15 protein-coding genes, 1 other RNA gene, 1 pseudogene and 1 riboswitch are annotated in these 18,295 nt (G+C 54.2%); of the genes and pseudogenes, 7 read left to right on the top strand and 10 right to left on the bottom strand.

The features are described 5' to 3' along the window. The first annotated feature begins 441 nt into the window (after nt 1-441). Nucleotides 442-1,542 carry a copper-containing nitrite reductase gene (gene nirK, locus C8R31_RS10110; protein WP_107693951.1) on the top strand — a complete coding sequence of 367 codons (1,101 nt, stop codon included), beginning with the start codon at nt 442-444 and terminating at the stop codon, nt 1,540-1,542. Nucleotides 1,543-1,623: 81 nt separating this feature from the next. On the opposite strand, the gene rnpB is transcribed toward nirK, so the two are convergent. After that, nucleotides 1,624-1,925, bottom strand: an RNA gene (gene rnpB / locus C8R31_RS10105) — RNase P RNA component class A. 152 nt (nt 1,926-2,077) lie between these two features. Here rnpB and C8R31_RS10100 point away from each other — a divergent pair. Next, nucleotides 2,078-2,575, top strand: a complete 498-nt coding sequence (locus tag C8R31_RS10100; protein WP_107693950.1) for an LEA type 2 family protein — start codon at nt 2,078-2,080, stop codon at nt 2,573-2,575. Nucleotides 2,576-2,640: 65 nt separating this feature from the next. On the opposite strand, the gene pyrE is transcribed toward C8R31_RS10100, so the two are convergent. Then, entirely contained in the window at nt 2,641-3,294 is a 654-nt protein-coding gene (gene pyrE, locus C8R31_RS10095) for an orotate phosphoribosyltransferase (protein WP_107693949.1), read from the bottom strand. A gap of 27 nt (nt 3,295-3,321) precedes the next feature. Here pyrE and C8R31_RS10090 point away from each other — a divergent pair, with 27 nt between their 5' ends. Both C8R31_RS10090 and C8R31_RS10085 read left to right on the top strand, forming a co-directional pair. Then, the gene (locus C8R31_RS10090; protein ID WP_107693948.1) at nt 3,322-4,095 is read left to right on the top strand and encodes an exodeoxyribonuclease III; all 774 of its coding nucleotides are present in this window, start codon (nt 3,322-3,324) and stop codon (nt 4,093-4,095) included. Between the two features lie 510 nt (nt 4,096-4,605). Next, nucleotides 4,606-5,991 carry an MFS transporter gene (locus tag C8R31_RS10085; protein WP_107693947.1) on the top strand — a complete coding sequence of 462 codons (1,386 nt, stop codon included), beginning with the start codon at nt 4,606-4,608 and terminating at the stop codon, nt 5,989-5,991. 8 nt (nt 5,992-5,999) lie between these two features. Here the strand turns inward: C8R31_RS10085 and metW are convergent, their stop codons facing one another. The 8 genes and pseudogenes from metW to C8R31_RS10045 all read right to left on the bottom strand — a co-directional run bounded on the left by metW (nt 6,000) and on the right by C8R31_RS10045 (nt 14,761). After that, nucleotides 6,000-6,614: a methionine biosynthesis protein MetW gene (gene metW / locus C8R31_RS10080; protein WP_107694162.1), complete on the bottom strand. Its 615-nt coding sequence runs from the start codon at nt 6,612-6,614 to the stop codon at nt 6,000-6,002. Between the two features lie 47 nt (nt 6,615-6,661). Next, complete coding sequence (locus tag C8R31_RS10075; protein ID WP_107693946.1) at nt 6,662-7,789, bottom strand: homoserine O-acetyltransferase; 1,128 nt, start codon at nt 7,787-7,789, stop codon at nt 6,662-6,664. Nucleotides 7,790-8,107: 318 nt separating this feature from the next. Beyond that, nucleotides 8,108-9,835 carry a phosphoenolpyruvate--protein phosphotransferase gene (gene ptsP, locus C8R31_RS10070; protein WP_107693945.1) on the bottom strand — a complete coding sequence of 576 codons (1,728 nt, stop codon included), beginning with the start codon at nt 9,833-9,835 and terminating at the stop codon, nt 8,108-8,110. After that, entirely contained in the window at nt 9,832-10,101 is a 270-nt protein-coding gene (locus tag C8R31_RS10065; RefSeq protein WP_107693944.1) for an HPr family phosphocarrier protein, read from the bottom strand. The genes ptsP and C8R31_RS10065 overlap by 4 nt, the downstream gene beginning before the upstream one ends. Further along, nucleotides 10,091-10,498, bottom strand: coding sequence for a PTS sugar transporter subunit IIA (locus C8R31_RS10060; protein ID WP_107693943.1), 408 nt, complete (start codon nt 10,496-10,498; stop codon nt 10,091-10,093). The genes C8R31_RS10065 and C8R31_RS10060 overlap by 11 nt, the downstream gene beginning before the upstream one ends. A gap of 38 nt (nt 10,499-10,536) precedes the next feature. Then, entirely contained in the window at nt 10,537-11,487 is a 951-nt protein-coding gene (gshB, locus tag C8R31_RS10055; RefSeq protein WP_107694161.1) for a glutathione synthase, read from the bottom strand. Nucleotides 11,488-11,754: 267 nt separating this feature from the next. Further along, nucleotides 11,755-13,019 (bottom strand): annotated as a pseudogene (gene gshA / locus C8R31_RS10050) (glutamate--cysteine ligase); the annotation flags it as partial. Between the two features lie 176 nt (nt 13,020-13,195). Next, nucleotides 13,196-14,761, bottom strand: coding sequence for an AAA family ATPase (locus C8R31_RS10045; RefSeq protein ID WP_181320544.1), 1,566 nt, complete (start codon nt 14,759-14,761; stop codon nt 13,196-13,198). Nucleotides 14,762-15,126: 365 nt separating this feature from the next. Then, nucleotides 15,127-15,228, top strand: a riboswitch (glycine riboswitch). Nucleotides 15,229-15,236: 8 nt separating this feature from the next. On the opposite strand from C8R31_RS10045, the gene gcvT reads away from it, so the two are divergent. The 3 genes from gcvT (at nt 15,237) to gcvPA (ending at nt 18,251) form a co-directional block, all read left to right on the top strand. After that, nucleotides 15,237-16,367 (top strand): glycine cleavage system aminomethyltransferase GcvT, encoded by a 1,131-nt coding sequence (gene gcvT, locus C8R31_RS10040; protein WP_107693941.1) that lies wholly within the window; start codon nt 15,237-15,239, stop codon nt 16,365-16,367. 43 nt (nt 16,368-16,410) lie between these two features. After that, on the top strand, nt 16,411-16,800 hold the full coding sequence (gcvH, locus tag C8R31_RS10035) for a glycine cleavage system protein GcvH (protein WP_107693940.1): 390 nt from the start codon (nt 16,411-16,413) through the stop codon (nt 16,798-16,800). Between the two features lie 95 nt (nt 16,801-16,895). Continuing rightward, a complete protein-coding gene (gene gcvPA, locus C8R31_RS10030; RefSeq protein WP_107693939.1) occupies nt 16,896-18,251 on the top strand; it encodes an aminomethyl-transferring glycine dehydrogenase subunit GcvPA in 1,356 nt (451 codons plus the stop codon). Nucleotides 18,252-18,295 lie beyond the last annotated feature (44 nt).

Raw genomic sequence — 18,295 nt, 5'->3', positions numbered from 1 at the left:
CGCGATTGAAGAGCGGCCATAAGCTTGCCTGTTGCCTATTCTTCCTACACGACCGGCATTTCATTCAGAGCTGTTAATGCCCGTTTTGGGACGCGACAGCAGTATTACATCGCGACTGGACGCACCATGGACATGTAAATTGTAAAGCTGTATAGTTGCCGGGCCTTCGCTCTTAAGGGCATCTCTAAAAATTCGAAATTCGCGCATACCTCGTTGTCGTTCAGAAAAATGTTTTTCTCCCCCTGCGAATATATATTGCCTCAGCCTTTTTGCGGGATGATGGCGTCTTGGCGGGCGCGATCGTCGGCAGGCGCTATTGCGCCTGCGGGGTTTGAATTTTTAGAGATGCTCTTCAGAAAAGGGTGAGCAGTCAGGATTGAACGGCAGATGGAATGGCGCACAGGATGATGCGCGGTGATAAACAATATATGGAGGGAAGACATGGACAAAGTTGTTCAAGGGGTTGTCGGGTTGGGATTGCTGTGTATGAGCGCTGTCCCGGCCGTAGCGGCGACCAACGTTTCCAAATTACCGGTGGTAACCCAGGAACTGGTAGCGCCGCCCTTTGCGCCCAAGCACGACCAGGTGGCCAAGGGTGGACCCAAGGTAGTCAAGATCCGCATGGAGACCATCGAGAAGCTGGTGGATGTTGCACCGGATGGCACCAAGATGTGGGCGCTGACGTTCAACGGTACCGTTCCGGGCCCGCTGATTGTCGTGCATCAGGATGACTATGTTGAACTGACGCTGGTCAACCCCAAGACCAGCAGCATGTCGCACAATGTTGACTTTCACGCCTCCACTGGCGCCTTGGGCAGCGCTGGCCTGACCCTGGTTGCACCGGGTGAAGATGTGGTAGTGCGGTGGAAAGCCACCAAGCCTGGGGTATTTGTCTATCACTGCGCCCCTGGCGGCACCATGATCCCGTTTCACGTCATCTCCGGCATGAATGGAGCCATCATGGTATTGCCGCGCGATGGCCTGAAGGATGCCAAGGGCAAGCCTGTGCGCTATGACCGCGTCTACTATGTCGGCGAGCAGGACCTCTACCTGCCCAAGGGTGCGGATGGCAAATTCAAGACCTATGGCTCTCCTGCCGAAGGCATGCATGAGATGCTTGAACTGTCCAAGGGACTTATCCCGACCCATGTCGTCTTCAATGGCGCAGTGGGTGCTCTGACCGGGGATAATGCGCTCAAGGCCAAAGTGGGCGAGAAAGTGCTGTTCGTTCACGCCCAGGCCAACCGCGATTCCAGGCCTCACCTGATTGGTGGCCATGGCGACCTGGTATGGGTTGGCGGCTCATTTGCCGATACACCGATTACCAATCAGGAAACCTGGTTCGTTCCCGGCGGTTCTGCAGTGGCGGCGTTGTATGAATTCAAGCAACCCGGCCTGTACGTGTACCTCAGCCACAACCTGATCGAGGCGGTATTACTGGGTGCGGCAGCGCACATGAATGTCGAGGGTAAATGGGACGACGATCTCATGATACAACTCAAGAAACCAAACGAGAATTCAACCCCGGCAATGGATCACTAACAGCAAAGCTTAAGCTCCAAAAATGAAAAGCGGCTTCAACGAAAGTTGAAGCCGCTTTTTTTTGTAGGAAATGAGAAAACAGAATGAAGCTGGCCGATAAGCCGGGTTCTGTCATGGACAGTCATTCCTCTAGACGCACGGTTACCCGGGCGCTCAAGCGACCTACCCGCAGGCTCAGCGAGCAGCATCATCGCCTGCCTATTTGGTCTTGCTCCGGATGGAGGTTACCGCGTTTCACCGTAACTTAATACGCTCGTCTCTGTGGCCCTGTTCCTCGCCTCGCGGCGGCCGGCCGTTGACCGGCATCCTGCTCTTTGGAGCCCGGACTTTCCTCCCCCCGCCTCTCTTATCGAAAGGCGGGCAGCGACTGTCTAGCCAGCTTCGAGGGGGATCATATCCCAACCAGAGGGGATGAGCAATCTCCCAGAACCCGAACTCCGCTCTGTATTTGACTGGACGGCGGAAACGCGCCAACCCTCGGTCACTCGCGTTCGCTGATATTCGAGTATGATTAAGTATTTGCCTTGGTGACCGTATGAACATGCGCATACTGCTCGTTTCGGGACTGGTCTTCATCCTCACCGGTTGCGCAGCACTCAAGCAAAGTGAGCCACTCCGAATTTCCGTGGCTGGAATGCAGCCCCTGGAGGGTAAAGGCATGGAGGCGCGCTTCGCGGTACAGCTCAGAATTCAGAACCATAGTGACAAGCCACTGGATTATGACGGTATTGCACTCGACCTGGATTTACGCGGAACCAGTTTCGCCAGCGGGGTCAGCGACCAGCGCGGCGCCATACCCCGCTTTGGAGAAACGGTAATTACAGTACCCGTAACCGTCCCTGCGACCGCCATTCTGCGTCATGTGTTTCAGATGGCCACAAGCGAGCGAACCGGTGCCATGACCAAGGTCGACTATCAGTTACGTGGTCGACTGGGCGGACCGGGACTCGCCGGTGGACGCCGTTTCGATTCCACCGGCGAACTCACCTTGCCTGCCGCCCGGGCAGCGGACATGCGCCCAGAAGAGCAATAACCTGGCCCAGCAGCGTTAGGTCAAGTTCGATAGAATGCCACCCCTGAATCCAGCGGCTACGGTAATCAAACCGGTGGATCACCGGCGCCGTAACGCGCACGATATGTTTCCAACGCAGGCAGATTGTGCGCCAGATCCACTTCATTCCTGAGGTATCTTACGATGTCGTCCAGACTGACGATGCTTGCGACTTGAATCCCATGGGACTCGTAAACTTCTTGGATAGCCGAGAGTTCGCCATTCCCACGTTCCATCCGATCAAGGGAAATGATGACGCCACTTGGCGTAGCGTGGGAAGCCCGAATATACCCAACCGATTCGCGCACCGAAGTACCGGCGGAGATCACATCATCCACGATCAGCACCCGCCCCGAAAGCGGCGCACCCACAAGGTTTCCACCTTCCCCATGATCCTTTATCTCCTTGCGATTGAAGCAGAAGGGATAGTTGTATCCAAGCTCCGCCAGCCCAATTGCTACCGCGCTGACCAGCGGAATGCCCTTGTAGGCGGGCCCAAATAGCATATCGAACGGAAGCTGGGCAGCTAAAATCGCTTTGGCGTAAAATTGCCCCAGCTTTCTGAGAGAGTCGCCGTCATTGAATAATCCGGCATTAAAGAAATATGGCGATAATCGCCCTGCTTTGGTTTTGAATTCGCCGAAGCAGAGCACATCTCGGCTGATAGCAAACTTGATAAACTCCTGCCGGAAATCTGACATGGCTATGACAAACCGGAAAAAAACGACGTGCGGATTATAACGCTTAACGTAAATGGCGTGCGCTCTGCCGCAAGCAAGGGGTTTTTCAGGTGGTTGCCCATGCAAGCGGCCGATATTGTGTGCGTGCAGGAGCTAAAAGCTCAGGCTGGAGATATTACCGGCGAAATTGCCTCGCCGGATAGGTACCAAAGCTACTTCCACTGCGCGGAAAAGAAGGGATACAGCGGTGTCGGAATATATGCGCGGCGTCAGCCGGATAATGTCATGGAAGGAGTCGGCGTGCCTGAAATAGATGCCGAGGGGCGCTATTTGCGAGCCGACTTCGGTCCCTTGAGCGTGATATCGATCTACTTTCCTTCCGGTTCCAGCGGCGAGCACCGACAAGCCGCCAAGTTTTTTTTCATGGATCGGTTTTTTCCTATGCTGCGAAACCTGGCAGACTGCGGCAGGGAGATTATCTTATGCGGCGATTGGAACATTGCCCATAAAGAAATTGATCTGAAGAACTGGCGTTCGAACCAGAAAAACTCAGGCTTTCTGCCGGAAGAGCGCCTCTGGCTTAGCGAGGTCTTTCAGGACCTCGGATTTATAGACATATTCAGGCGCATCAACCAACAGCCGGAGCAATATACGTGGTGGTCCAACCGAGGACAGGCTTGGGCAAAGAACGTGGGCTGGCGCATTGATTACCAGATTGCCACGCCAGGAATTGCCGCCAGGGCTACTGCAGTCTCGATTTACAAAACGGAACGCTTCTCTGATCATTCACCTCTTATTATTGACTACGACTACGACCTTTAATCTGCCTCACGTATGCGAGGGCAGGCGTTGCCGGAAGCAATGCGCGAAAGGCGACTACGCGAATGGCTGATCCAATGATCGGTCCCTATCTAGGAGCGTGACAAAGCAGGCCGCAGGCAAGCCACGTCGCTTCGCCTTGCAGCAAAATCGAACGCGACATGCGTGGGGCGTTGCGCTCCTTGGCGCCTGTCGACCAAGAGAACACGACCGCCTGCACGGGACGTTGGGCAGCTGGTGATCATCCCGATTTTACCCGCAGCGGGCTGTGCGGAGTACTGTTCAGGGTTCCTTAGCTACGCAATCCGAACAATAATTTTCGCCACTTGAGCCGCTCTCAGGTAACCAACTTATGAAATGGACCACAACGTCTTCGCGGCGCACAACTGGACCAAGAGTCTGCGATACGGGAGACTCATATTTACCTCCCATAGTTTCTCCGCACGGCGGTGAACCTTCTGTCAACAGTGTGCTGGATAGCTCCTGCGCCGCCCGAATACGCCCTCGACGATAATGTCAACGGCGCTGTCCAGCTGGCTTCACGCTTTTCGCATATACACCCACCCGCGGGTGTTGGGTATGCTATCGCTTGGTTTTTCGGCCGGATTACCGCTGTTGCTGGTAATGGGCACCCTTTCCTTCTGGTTACGAGAAGCGGGAATCGATCGCTCAACTATCGGTCACCTGAGCTGGATCGGGCTGGCTTATGGTATTAAATGGATGTGGTCGCCGCTGGTGGACCGCCTGCGACTACCACTATTAACCCGCCTGCTGGGGCGGCGGCGTGCCTGGCTTCTACTATCTCAAGTTGTTATTGCCGCCGCGTTGGTGGGCATGGCGTCGACTGATCCGGTTGAGAACCTGACCCATACCGTATTTTTCGCCCTGGCAGTCGCTTTCGCTTCAGCGACTCAGGATATTGCGCTTGACGCGTATCGGATCGAGGCCGTAGCACCGCGGCTTCAAGGAGCGATGGCAGCCACCTATCAGGCCGGTTATCGCATGGCGATGATTCTGGCTTCTGCTGGAGCGCTTTGGATTGCCGCAGCGGTTGACCCGTCAGCCACCACCTATGTCTATGCTCCATGGCGTACCGCCTACCTCGCCATGGCCGCATTTATGGCGGTCGGGATTGTTACGACGCTCATCATCCGCGAGCCGGACGTTCCCGTTAACCGCCTGATCTCGGAAAACGAAGATCGCGCCAGGGAAGCCATTGCGCACTGGAATCTGAACGTCCGGCTCGCGCAACTGTTAGCCTGGCTGTATGGCGCAGTGGTGGCGCCGTTCCGGGACTTTATCGTGCGTCATGGTGGACACGCATTTCTGATCCTGGGCCTGATTGCCATGTACCGAATTTCGGATGTGGTAATGGGTGTCATGAGCAATCCTTTCTATGTCGATATGGGATATACAAAGGATGAGGTCGCGACCGTCTCCAAGGTTTATGGCGTCATGATGACGATCGCCGGCGCGGCCATAGGCGGGGTGCTGATAGCAAAAATTGGCATCATGCGCACGCTCTTTCTGGGAGCGGTGTTATCAGCCACGACAAATTTGCTATTTGTCTGGCTCAGCCAACGCGGCCATGACCTGACAGGACTGATATTCACCATCTCTGCCGATAATCTTTCGGGCGGAATCGCTTCTTCCGCCTTTATTGCCTATCTCTCCGGACTAACCAATTCGGCTTATTCCGCTACGCAATACGCACTTTTCAGTTCGGTGATGCTGTTATTGCCAAAATTTATCGCTGGATTCAGCGGAGACTTCGTCGATGCCTACGGTTATGCCAGCTTTTTTACCGCCACTGCGCTACTGGGCGTTCCCGTGCTCGCGCTGGTATGGCTGGCCGGCCGGGCGAGATTCGAGTCCGCTAAGCCCCCTGATATAGCCTAGTGCGTCCACTACTTCTGCTGTTCAAAACGGTAAAAGGCTAGCATCCCTAATGAATTTGGTAGCAGGGTAATTTGACGCCCCCCATTCATGACCCTGCGTTCGAGAATGCGCGCGCCGTGCTGGCGACAGAATTCTTCAAAGTCTCCAAGCGTGCAGTTGTGAATGTTCGGCGTGTCAAACCACTGATAGGGCAGCGTTTCGGACACAGGCATGTGGCCAGCCAAGACTTGCAATCGATTTCTCCAATATCCGAAATTGGGAAACGAGACGATTCCTTCCTTGCTGACCCGCAACATCTCTTTAATGATGCCTTCGGTATGTTTTACCGCCTGCAGGGTTTGTGACAGAACTACGTAGTCGAACGAATCCGATTCAAAACTTTGCAGCCCTGACTCGAGATCACTCTGAATTACGTTTACTCCATTACTGAAGCAGGCCAACACATTCGAGTCGTCAATTTCCACCCCATAGCCGCGAATGTTACGAGCATCGCGTAAAAAACACAGCAGCGATCCATCCCCGCACCCCAGGTCGAGCACTTTCGCGCCCGGTTTCACCCACTCTGCAATGACGGCGAAATCCGGCCTGGAAACGGGAGACGAGGGCACAGTCAATTCATTCATGCCTTCAAAATTCTGCTCGAGAAGGGGCTGCGTAACGGGAAATTGTGTCATCTAGCAATATTGTCCATGTATGCCCGCACCAGTTTGTGATAATGACGGTCTTCCATCAGGAAGGAGTCATGTCCGTGACTGGACGTAATCTCTGCATAACTGACGTTAAGCTCGTTATCCAGCAATGCTCTCACGACGGCACGCGAGCGCTCGGGCGAAAAACGCCAGTCGGTAGTAAAAGAAAGCACCAAGAAATTAGCCTTCGCCACACGAAATGCGGCACTGAGATCGTTATTGTGCTCGAATGCGGGGTCGAAATAATCCAGCGCCTTTGTCATCAACAGATAGGTGTTGGCGTCGAACTGGTCAGCAAACTTGTCACCCTGATAGCGGAGATATGATTCTATTTCAAACTCCACATCGTAGCCGAACGCAAGCACGCCGTTACGCAACTCCCGCCCGAATTTGGCTGCCATGGAGTCATCCGACAAGTACGTAATATGCCCCAGCATGCGGGCAAGCCGAAGGCCCCGGCGGGGCACTACTCCATGCGAATAGTAGTCTCCACCGTAAAAATCCGGATCGGTAATGATTGCTTGGCGGGCGACGTCGTTGAACGCGATATTCTGGGCGGTCAACTTCGCGGCAGCGGCAATAACCAGAGCGTGCCGCACCCTTTGGGGAAAATCGAGTGCCCACTGCAATGCCTGCATACCCCCAAGACTGCCACCCGCCACCGCGGCGAACTGTTCGATGCCAAGATAGTCGGCTAGCCGAGCCTGCGCCTGCACCCAGTCTTCTACCGTAACCACTGGAAAGTCAGCGCCATAACATTTGCCGGTTTTTACATTGATACTGGCGGGGCCGGTTGAACCATGACACCCGCCGAAATTGTTCACTCCAATCACGAAAAACTTCTCGGTATCAATGGACTTGCCGGCGCCAATCATGTTGTTCCACCATCCCACGCTCTTGGGGCTGTCTTCATAAACGCCCGCCAAGTGATGATTGCCGGATAGCGCATGGCAGATCAGCACGGCGTTGGACTTGGCCGCGTTGAGTTCACCGTAGGTTTCATATACCAACTGGTAGTTGTCGAGTACGGCTCCGCTCTTCAAGTGCAGAGGTGCATTGAAATGGGCGATTTGCGGTGTAACGATACCGGTCGAATTAGGATCTTGCATTAACGTGAAAGCGTTTTCTTCAGGAGTGTTGCCGGTGCTGTATATGCAAATTAAACGGTGTTTTGGGGCGGCGCTCAAAAAAAATAACAATAAATGGTTTTGGGTTTTTTACTTTTACGTCATCGAGCTGATATAAGGCAAATAGTATGTGATAGTCCGGGACGACATGTGACCGGCAATTATAGTCAAACAAGCCCTAAAAAATCCAACTGCGAGCACAAGCTCACCAATTTCACTGGCCGGCGAAAAATGTTGCATGCATTGCCACTCGCGCAGTCGCGCTTTTTTTCGCCGCAGAGACAAATTATCAGCGGGATGTCAGCTATTCAGCTTGGCGAGTAACGTGTGCGTTCTGTCCGGATCATCGGCTTTAAGAATCTTTTGTGCCAGCGCGATGATATCCGGCAGATTAGTTCTTAAGACTTCTCGTTTCACCGTGAGCAGTTGTGCCGGATGCATTGAAAACATTCGGAGCCCAAAACCCAGCAGCAGCCGGGTAAACACGATATCCCCTGCAATCTCGCCGCACACCGCTACGGGCGTTCCCGTTCGGTTGGCACTTCTTATGATATGAGCCACCAGACGCAGCACTGCCGGGTGCAACGAGTCGTAGAGATATGCCACGGTGTCGTCAGCACGGTCTATCGCGAGCGTATATTGAATCAAATCATTGGTGCCGATGGACAGGAAATCCAGCTTGCGCATGAACATATCCAAACACAGCGCTGCCGCAGGAATTTCTATCATTCCACCGACCTGGATCTTCTCATCGAAAGGAATCCTGTCGTTACGCAAGCTTTGCTTGGCGTTCTCTATCAGGTGCAATGTCTGGGTGATTTCTGAAATGCTGGAGAGCATCGGTACCAGAATACGAATCTGCCCGTACCGCGAGGCGCGCAAAATTGCACGTAGCTGCGTATTGAACATCTGCGGTTCAGCCAGACATAACCGTATTGCGCGCAACCCCAGCGCTGGATTCGCGGCCACGCGCTTGGCGCTGTCAAGATTTTTGTCCGCACCCAGATCGAACGTCCGAATCGTAACCGGTAAACCCCGCATTTTACGCGCTACGATGCGGTAGGCCTCGAATTGCTCATCCTCGTCGGGCAAACTCGCGCGATTGAGAAACAGGAACTCGCTACGAAACAGACCGATCCCGGTGGCCCCGTTTTCTTTTACTTGTTCAACATCCTGGGGTAATTCGATGTTTGCATATAACTCTATCACTGTGCCATCAAGTGTCGCCGCAATTGTAGTTTTAAGGCGCTTCAGCTTCTGCTTTTCTAGTTCAAGCTGGCTCTGACGCAGCCGGTACTCCGACAATACGTGTTCGTCGGGATCGACGATCACTACGCCTTGTCCCCCGTCTACTATCAGAACGTCATTGTCGCGGATGAGTCGGCGCGCAAGGTGAAGTGCCACAATGGAGGGGATGTTAAGACTGCGCGCGACAATTGCCGTATGCGACGTCAAGCCTCCCAAATCGGTAAGGAATGCGGTAAATGCATGCTGCTTATACTGAATCACATCGGCGGGACTCAAATCATGAGCAACCAGGATGCTGTCGCCGTCCCGCTTGGGTTGCACAGGCACATAACCGGGGTGCCCCAGCAGAACTTTCAGAACCCGCTCGACTACCTGAATCACGTCAGTTTTCCGTTCGCGGAGATACGGATCCTCAATCTCCTCGAACTGCGCCATAAGCACTTCCATCTGCTGTGTAATAGCCCACTCGGCGTTACACTGGTTTTGGGCAATGTACGTTTTGGCCGCGGTGGAAAGCGTGGGATCGTCGAGGATCATGCGGTGCAAATCGAGGAATGCGCCGTACTCCGCAGCTGCCGGACCGCTTACTACCGATGCATGTAACGCCTCAAGCTCTTCACGAACGGCGCTGAAAGCGGTGTCGAGCCGGGCTATCTCGTTACTGACCTGATCCTTCGGCACCGTATGATGGGCCACTTCCAGAGCAGCGTGGGAGGCGAGATGGGCACGCCCTATCGCGATGCCTCCGGAAACACCCACCCCATATAACGCAAAGCTCATTCACTTTCTCCAAAACGACCCTCGATCAGGCTGACCAGCGCCTGCATCGCTTCAATCTCGTCTACGCCGGTCGTTTCTATTCCCAACGTGACCCCCTGGCTTGCCGCCAGCATCATCACGCCCATAATGCTTTTCGCATTAACTTTGCGTTCATTTCTCGACAACCACACGTCGCTGCGGTAGCGGGAGGCAAGCTGCGTGAGCCTTGCCGAAGCACGCGCATGCAGCCCTAATTTGTTTTCTATCTTCACCTCTTTATACTGCATCCTGCGCTCCTGTCGGAGAAAGACGGATAACACCATCCCTGGCGCCGTTCAATGCCTTCTCCGCTACCATTGCCAGCGGTTCATTGCGGTACGTAAGGGCCCGCACCAGCATCGGCAGGTTTACCCCGGCGAGACACTCCACTCGGCCTGGAACAACCAACCGGGTCGCTATATTGCAAGGGGTGGCACCGCAAATATCACATAGCATCAGCACCCCATCTCCAACGTCGAGCTGTTGAATCAATTTTCGTGCCCTCTCTTCGGCAACATCGGGATCGTCCTTGGTGGTAATACTCAGCTCCATCAAGCGGGGCGCTTTATCTCCCAGCACGTGATTAGCGCAATGCACAAGACTATCGCCGAGACTACCGTGAGAGATAATTAAAATTCCGATCATGTTGGAAACGGACTCCTTCCTATATGAGGTAAACCACGTCAGCTAAACATTTCTTCGAGCGCATCCATCATCATCCCCGCGGCGTTGAAACCGGTCTGGTCCTCGATTTCCCGCATGCACGTCGGGCTGGTGACATTGATCTCGGTGAGATAATCCCCTATCACGTCCAGCCCAACCAGCATCAAACCGCTATCCGCCAAGACCGGGCCCAACGCATCTGCAATTTCCCGATCGCGTTCGGTAAGCGGCTGCGCGACTCCCGTAGCACCCACGTTGAGGTTGCCACGCGATTCCCCCGGCCGGGGAATGCGGGCGAGACTGTAGGGCACAGCTTTGCCTGCTATGAGCAAAATACGCTTGTCACCGCGAGTGATTTCCGGGACGTACCGCTGAGCCATAATCGTGCGCATGCCGTAATGGGTCAAGGTTTCTATAATTACCCCTATGTTGTGGTCCGCGCGGTGGATGCGAAACACACTCGCCCCCCCCATGCCGTCCAGCGGTTTGAGCACGATATCGCCGTGTTCTTCAAGAAAATCGCGGATCAGGTATTCTTGCCTGGTGACGAGCGTAGGGGGGGTGTATTGGGAAAACTTTGCTATCGCGAGCTTTTCGTTATGATCCCGCACCGCCCGGGGGCTATTGATGACATGAGCACCGGAATTTTCGGCTAATTCGAGCAAATAGGTACTATAGACATACTCCATATCAAAAGGCGGATCCTTGCGCATTAACACCACGTCAAACTGCCGCAGTGGAATTTCCTCCGGCTCATCGACACGATACCAGCGACGTGCCTCATCTTTGTCCCCGGTTAACTCCAACGCGCGCGCGAGTCCAAACGCTTCCCCCCTGCTCCACGCCAAATCGCCTTGTTGCATAGCGAAGAGCTTGTGGCCGCGGAACACCGCCTCGCGCATCATGGCAAAGCTTGAGTCTTTGTAAGTCTTGATTGAATCGAGGTGGTCGAGAATAAAAGCGAGTTCCATCACCATGAGCCTCCCCGGTTATTATCCATTTATGGCACGAGTATGCTTTCCCCAACCAGGGCAACGCGTGCGCCTCCTGCAGCCATGTGAGCCGTCTCCTCCTGAACGACAATTTCTAAAACTCGTGTCGCTCGGTGTAAACAGAACTCATCGCCACAAAAGGGTCGTATTGACCAATGCATCGCAAAGACCCTCAACTGAGCTTAAAAGTGGGGGAGGAAGCTTATCCTGCTTCGCATATTCAATAATGGCGCTAGTGGGGATCGGGCTTTTTTCCAGCTCCTGCACCGCCGCCAGCAACGCCAACCGGGCTATTACGCCGTAAGCGTAGAACAGGTTGGCTCCGCAGCCCGGCCGCGGCTCCCGATGCCGCAACAGGCATGTGTCTTCAAAAGCGGGCGGCACGAACTGCATACCCAGGGCATTAAGGTTTTCATCGATACCTCGGCCTTTATGTACCCTGTAGAACCCGCCCACGACGTAGCGATCTACCATATATATATGACCGGTTCAGCGACGGCTTCGTTGACCCGTTCGAAGGTGTATACCCCTTCCTGCACCATCACTTCTGTCACTTGCAAGCCTTCTTTTACTACTGCCATTTTGTTGCGCTGCCTACGGTTGAGCGTACGCACTTCGGCACCGTCCTTAACCGTCATAATGCCCATTCCATAAGTGCCGGCGTCAGCCTTGACAATGACGAAAGGGTCCTCCTTGACGCCGTATTCGGCATATTTTTCGCGAATATCACGCAGAATTTCATCCACGGTGCTCGCAACGGAATCTTCACCTTTCTTCTCGCGGAAATCGATTTTTCCGCACGAGGCAAAGTACGGATTGATGAGCCATGGATCGATGCCAATCAATCCGCCGAATTCGCGCGCCACGTTATCGTAAGCGCTGAAATGCCTGGATTTGCGTCGTGCCGCCCATCCCGCATTAAGGGGGGATGAGTACCTGCTCGAGGTCTTGCAGAATTGCCGGCACACCTGTCGAAAGGTCATTGTTAAGGAGCACGGCGCATGGGTCGAATCCGTCCAGCATAAGGCGATTGCCCTGGCATTGAATCGGTTCCAGCGTGAGCTTGCTCCCATCCCCACCCTTGATCTCGGTCGCCTCCGTAATCTCCGGCAGCAGCGAACCGATACGGATATCGACCCCCCATGACGCATGATGGCAACTAGCGTGGCGACGTTCTCCAGATAATAAATACTTCGGGTGTGACTTTCGGGAATCAGCAGGATGCGACGCGCCGCTGCGCATATTTTCTCAACCGCCGCCAGCATTGCCTGTACACAAAGCGGCATGAACTCAGGGTTGAGATTATTGAAACCACCGGGAAACAGGTTGGTGTCCACGGGCGCCAGTTTGAAACCGTTGTTGCGCAGATCGATCGAACAATAAAATGGCACCGCGTGCTTCTGCCATTGATTGCGGAGCCAATGCTCGACCGAAGGCATCGCATCCAGGATGCATCTCTCCAAGTCCAGAATTGGATCGCTCAGGGCAGCAGAAAGATGAGGGGCAGGCATCTAATCAATATGACGTTAGTCGTGCTATGGCCATTGTAACATTAGGCGTTCTTCTTTCCGTGAAGTGGGAGGCCTAGAAAATGGTGAACGCTTTGGAAACCATTTTTCGTATCTGTAAACAACCCGTCAGTAAAGCATGCAGATCGAATCGGAGATAGGTTTACAGACCCAGGTAGTCAATTTATTTCGCTCACGGCGTAAATTTCCGGCTGAAACGACGCTTGGTATTTTTCCGGGAGCACGGCTACTGCTGCGGTCGCCTGGTCGCGGCTCGCATAAACGCCATATGTGACTCTAAATTTGGCCTTGCCGCCATTCGTTACCGGGTAAACATACAGATCGGATAAGTCCACCAAACTGCGGGCCCTTGAGAGAAATCGCTCCATTCTGTCGGGCTGCACGTTGTCGGTGGAAAAAAGCTGGATCGTGTAAGCGTCTCGAGCTGTCGTGCCGAACGCTTTTGCAGTCGCCTCAACGCGCTGCTCCAGCAACTCGTACCCTGTTAATTTCACTCCTCCAATAGAAGCTGTGGTGCTATGTTGCACAGCTGGGGCGGGCTGCTTGTCAGGAGTAGGTACCAGCACGTGTGCCTTCGTCTCCGCTGCGACATTGGATGGAACCACTGCAGCCGTGGCTGAAGGCGGAGAACTGGAAATGACACCTGTTACTGTTGACGGATAGGCGGAGGAAGGAACAGGGGCCAGAAGCGGCGCGGATGCGGACGCCTCGAACGGCACCGGAGCAGTCGCAGCGGAATTACTCGTAGCAGGACTTCGCAAAACATTCCAGCCCAGCAGGGCGGCCGCCGCCAAAGGCATTACGGATAAAACCGCCCCCGCACCGCCTCTGCGACGATCGGGCAAATCCTGCGCAAGACGCCAATTTCGCCAGCTAAGACCGTGCTTGATTCCTACATCCTTGATTGCTGCCTTGACGTGGCTTGCGTCAATTACCGGGCTTTGGTCGGCATATGCTACCCGAAGCGAATTGGTCGCAAGTACGTCCAATTGCGGAATACGCCCCCAGGAGGCCATCGTGATCAACCTTATGGCCCGAGGAACGAATATATCGGAACCACGATAACCAACTGCGCACAGCCGCCATGTCAGATAGTTCTTCACCACTTTAGCGGTAAATGGTTGCAAGGAAAAGTGATGAGTTACCTGATCCCTGACCTTGCGCATTTGTGGCAAAGCAAGCGTCTCATCGAGTCGGGTTCGACCGACGAGGATAATTCGAAGAGCCTTGTGACGCGACTGCCGTTCGGATAACGTCTCCAACGCTTCCAGCGTTTCCTCGGGCAACGCATGGGCCTCATCGATTAATAGCACGATCTGGGCGCCCATGGAGAGCATCTGGGTCAGCACGCGCTGGAGCTCATCTTCCGGTTCATTCATTCCATTCACAGCGGGAGCAGGAATGGCACGGCTTCCGCTTGATTCAAAACCCAGTTTTTCCGATAGGGTATGGAGGAACACTTCTCTGGACAAATTTTGTTGGGCTAAATATATGAGCTCCACGCTGGGGGGCAATCTTTGCATCAATAACCGGCACAGCGTCGTTTTGCCGCTGCCATCCTCGCCGATCACCTTTACAATGCCCTCACCTCCCTCGCCACGCGTAAGCAGGTAAATCAGCGCATCCAACGTCGCGCCCCGATTGCCTCCCTCGAAAAAAAAATTGCTGCCTGTCCGATGGTTGAATGGGTGTTCAGAGAGTCCAAAGTGGCTAAGATACATCATGCCTCGCATTCGGATTATCGCTCGGCGTCGTTTTGTGGGAAAACCCTTATACCGGTCCTCCCCGCGCGCAGCGGCCTGAGCAATTATTCACTATAAATTCAAAAACGGATATAGGGACACCTTTGCCGGGGCAAACGAGCGTTGACACAGCGAATGCCTGCCGGTGCATTTGCTTCAAGCTCGAGCTAACCCGGAACATAAACAAAATGCCTTGTCTTGATACCGGTGGGTGGAGTATAGTTCAAGTTCTGCCATATTTTTCCAAGCGGAAGAGCGCGTCAGTTATATCGTCGCCGCCGAAGGCGCAACCCCCCGGAATCGCTCAGGCGTAGATCACGTCGTTTTGATCCTTGAGAACTGCTTGCGAAAGGCAATCTGGAGAGTGCCGATGTTGCGTTCGGCCACCGAAGGGGCATACGGAACAGAACTTCCGAAATCTCTCAGGTAAAAAGGACAGAGGGGTGAAGTCATAAACATGACTTCACCCCTTTTTTTGAGGTATCGATCTTTGAAAACAACCGCTCTCAATCAAACTCACCGCGACATGATGGCCAAGATGGTCGACTTCGGCGGCTGGGATATGCCTCTCCATTACGGGTCACAGCTTGATGAACATCATAAGGTGCGAAGTGATGCGGGCATGTTTGACGTTTCTCATATGCTTGCCGTGGATATAGAAGGTCAAGACGCGCGTGCTTTCCTTCGACGGCTGGTCGCAAACAATATAGATAAACTGACACAGCCGGGCAAAGCACTCTACTCCTGCATGCTCAATCCCCAAGGCGGAGTAATAGACGATCTCATCATTTACTTTATGACGGAGTCGCATTTTCGCATGGTCGTGAACGCGGGCACGGCAGACAAGGATATGGCGTGGATGCAGGCCCAACGGGATGAGTTTGCGCCGGGGCTGGCGATTACTCCGCGTCGTGATCTCGCGATGATCGCGATTCAGGGGCCGAATGCCCGCGTCAAGGTTTGGAAGGTCATTCCCGGAGCGCAGGCCGAAACCGAACAGCTGAAGCTGTTCCAGGCAAAACTCGTAGATAAGTATTTCATCGCGCGTACTGGCTATACCGGCGAGGACGGCTTCGAAATCATGCTTCCGTCGACAGACGCGGCAGAGTTCTGGAACGCCTTATATGCCGCTGGTGTAGTGCCGGCAGGACTCGGCGCGCGTGACACGTTGCGGCTCGAGGCCGGCATGAACCTCTATGGTCAGGATATGGATGAAACCACTAATCCGCTGGAATCAGGATTGGGCTGGACCGTTGATTTGAAAACCGATCGCGACTTTATCGGTAAAAAGGCGCTTCTGGAAGCACCGGTAAAGAAGCAGCTGATCGGCCTCGTTCTGACTGATCGTGGCGTGCTCCGCAGTCATCAGAAAGTCGCAGCGACGCATGCGCAGAATGAAGGCGAAGGCGAAATCACGAGTGGCGGGTTTTCCCCCACACTGAACAAATCCATTGCACTGGCGCGCTTGCCGCTGAACGTATCCCCCGGAGACGAAGTACAAGTAGCAGTGCGTGACAAGGCACTGCGTGCGAAGATCGTGAAGTATCCGTTCGTGCGCAATGGCAAAATTCTGATGGATGTGGCTTAGTAGCCAACCTCTAGCCAATCTCGTTTAATTCTGGAGCGAAAACATGAGTATTCCAAGCAATTTCAAGTACACCAAATCCCACGAATGGGTGAGGCTCGAAGATGACGGCACCGCGACTGTTGGAATTACCCAGCATGCGCAAGAATTACTGGGCGATATGGTGTTCGTAGAAACGCCGGCAGTAGGACGTAAACTCAAGCAGGGTGAAGAATGCGCCGTGGTCGAGTCGGTTAAAGCGGCAGCAGATGCGTACGCCCCCATCGCGGGAGAAGTAACAGCCGTTAACCCAGAGCTTGAATCGGCCCCCGAGAAGATCAACGAAGACGCCTATGCAGCATGGCTTTTCAAGCTAAAGCCCGACAATGTATCTGATCTGGATAACCTCCTCGACGCCGCCGGTTATCAAAATCTTATTGAAAGCGAAGACCACTGATCATTCGCAAGGAAAGCAGGAACCGGACGGGCCCACGCCCGGGTCTGCACGCTTGCGCCTTTCACCCGTTTATTTTATGAGTTTCAGATCAAACCATGCCGTTCATTCCCCATACTGAAGAAGATATCTCCGCAATGCTCGCGAGCATTGGCGCAAACACCATTGATGAGCTGTTCGATGAGATTCCGCCGTCGCTGATAAGTGGGGGCCTGAAACAGGTCCCGCCAGGTATGAGCGAAATGGACATCACACGCTTAATGCTGGAGCGCGCGGAAGCGGATGGGCGTTACCTCAGCTTCATCGGTGCGGGCGCCTATGAGCATCATATTCCGGCGGCGGTGTGGCAAATCACGACGCGCGGCGAGTTCTATTCTTCGTATACCCCTTATCAGGCCGAGGCCAGCCAAGGTACGCTGCAACTGCTGTATGAGTACCAGACGATGATGGCCTCGCTGACTGGAATGGATGTGTCCAATGCCAGCATGTACGATGGCGCGTCTGCCCTGGCGGAGGCGGCATTGATGGCGGTGCGCTCCCACAAGTCGGCGCGTCGCATCCTGATTCCTGCTACTGTTCACCCTATCTATCGTCGCGTTGTGCGCGCGATTGTGGCGAATCAGGGCATTGATGTAGTTGAAGTGCCTTATTCGCGGCAGTCGGGCCAGACCCATGCGGATGCTTTGGATGAGTTTGGCAAAGAAGACTTTGCGGCGCTCGTCATCCCCCAACCGAACTTTTTCGGCGTGCTCGAAGATGTCGATGCGCTTACCGATTGGGCGCATAGCAAAAGTGCATTGGCCATCGGAGTCGTCAATCCGACGGCGCTGGCGGTCCTCACCCCTCCCGGCGAATGGGGCGAAAAGGGCGCGGATATTGCGGTTGGTGAAGGGCAGCCATTGGGAATCCCACTATCGAGCGGGGGACCCTATTTCGGTTTCATGGCCTGCAAGCAGGCGCTGGTGCGCCAGATGCCCGGACGGATCATCGGACGTACCAAGGACCAGGAAGGCAAGCCCGGCTTTGTGCTTACGCTTCAGGCGCGCGAGCAACACATCCGGCGGTCCAAAGCCACTTCCAATATATGCACCAACCAAGGCCTGATGGTCACGGCCGCCACCATTTATATGGCGCTGGTGGGGCCAGAAGGCTTGCGCCGAATCGCTACCCAATCGCATGCCAACACGCTTGCCCTGGTGGAAAAATTGGAAACGGTGGCGGGAGTAAAAAGAGTTTTCAACGGCCCGATGTTCCATGAAGCAGTAATATCACTGCCCGCTCCCGCCGGGGAGGTGCTCGACAAACTCAGAGGCGAGCGGATACTAGGCGGCTTGAACCTTGAGGACTTTTATCCGGACCTTGGCAGTGCGATGCTTGTGTGCGCCACCGAGACGAAAACCTCTTCCGATCTCGAAAATTATGCCGAACACTTGAAAAAAGCTATCAACGGCTGACCATATAATTTGTTTCGCTCTATCATCCATTAACCACCGAAAGC

Origin of the sequence: Nitrosospira sp. Nsp2 (assembly GCF_003050965.1) — a bacterium.
In the GTDB taxonomy this organism is placed as follows: Bacteria; Pseudomonadota; Gammaproteobacteria; order Burkholderiales; family Nitrosomonadaceae; genus Nitrosospira.
This window is presented reverse-complemented; position numbering and strand designations above follow the sequence as displayed.

Excerpts from the sequence above, each read along its gene's own strand:
- nirK (WP_107693951.1), top strand. The coding sequence starts at position 442 with ATGGACAAAGTTGTTCAAGGGGTTGTCGGGTTGGGATTGCTGTGTATG.
- C8R31_RS10100 (WP_107693950.1), top strand. The coding sequence starts at position 2,078 with ATGAACATGCGCATACTGCTCGTTTCGGGACTGGTCTTCATCCTCACC.
- pyrE (WP_107693949.1), bottom strand. The coding sequence starts at position 3,294 with ATGTCAGATTTCCGGCAGGAGTTTATCAAGTTTGCTATCAGCCGAGAT.
- C8R31_RS10085 (WP_107693947.1), top strand. The coding sequence starts at position 4,606 with ATGTCAACGGCGCTGTCCAGCTGGCTTCACGCTTTTCGCATATACACC.
- metW (WP_107694162.1), bottom strand. The coding sequence starts at position 6,614 with ATGAATGAATTGACTGTGCCCTCGTCTCCCGTTTCCAGGCCGGATTTC.
- C8R31_RS10075 (WP_107693946.1), bottom strand. The coding sequence starts at position 7,789 with ATGCAAGATCCTAATTCGACCGGTATCGTTACACCGCAAATCGCCCAT.
- ptsP (WP_107693945.1), bottom strand. The coding sequence starts at position 9,835 with ATGAGCTTTGCGTTATATGGGGTGGGTGTTTCCGGAGGCATCGCGATA.
- C8R31_RS10065 (WP_107693944.1), bottom strand. The coding sequence starts at position 10,101 with ATGCAGTATAAAGAGGTGAAGATAGAAAACAAATTAGGGCTGCATGCG.
- C8R31_RS10060 (WP_107693943.1), bottom strand. The coding sequence starts at position 10,498 with ATGATCGGAATTTTAATTATCTCTCACGGTAGTCTCGGCGATAGTCTT.
- gshB (WP_107694161.1), bottom strand. The coding sequence starts at position 11,487 with ATGGAACTCGCTTTTATTCTCGACCACCTCGATTCAATCAAGACTTAC.
- C8R31_RS10045 (WP_181320544.1), bottom strand. The coding sequence starts at position 14,761 with ATGATGTATCTTAGCCACTTTGGACTCTCTGAACACCCATTCAACCAT.
- gcvT (WP_107693941.1), top strand. The coding sequence starts at position 15,237 with ATGACTTCACCCCTTTTTTTGAGGTATCGATCTTTGAAAACAACCGCT.
- gcvH (WP_107693940.1), top strand. The coding sequence starts at position 16,411 with ATGAGTATTCCAAGCAATTTCAAGTACACCAAATCCCACGAATGGGTG.
- gcvPA (WP_107693939.1), top strand. The coding sequence starts at position 16,896 with ATGCCGTTCATTCCCCATACTGAAGAAGATATCTCCGCAATGCTCGCG.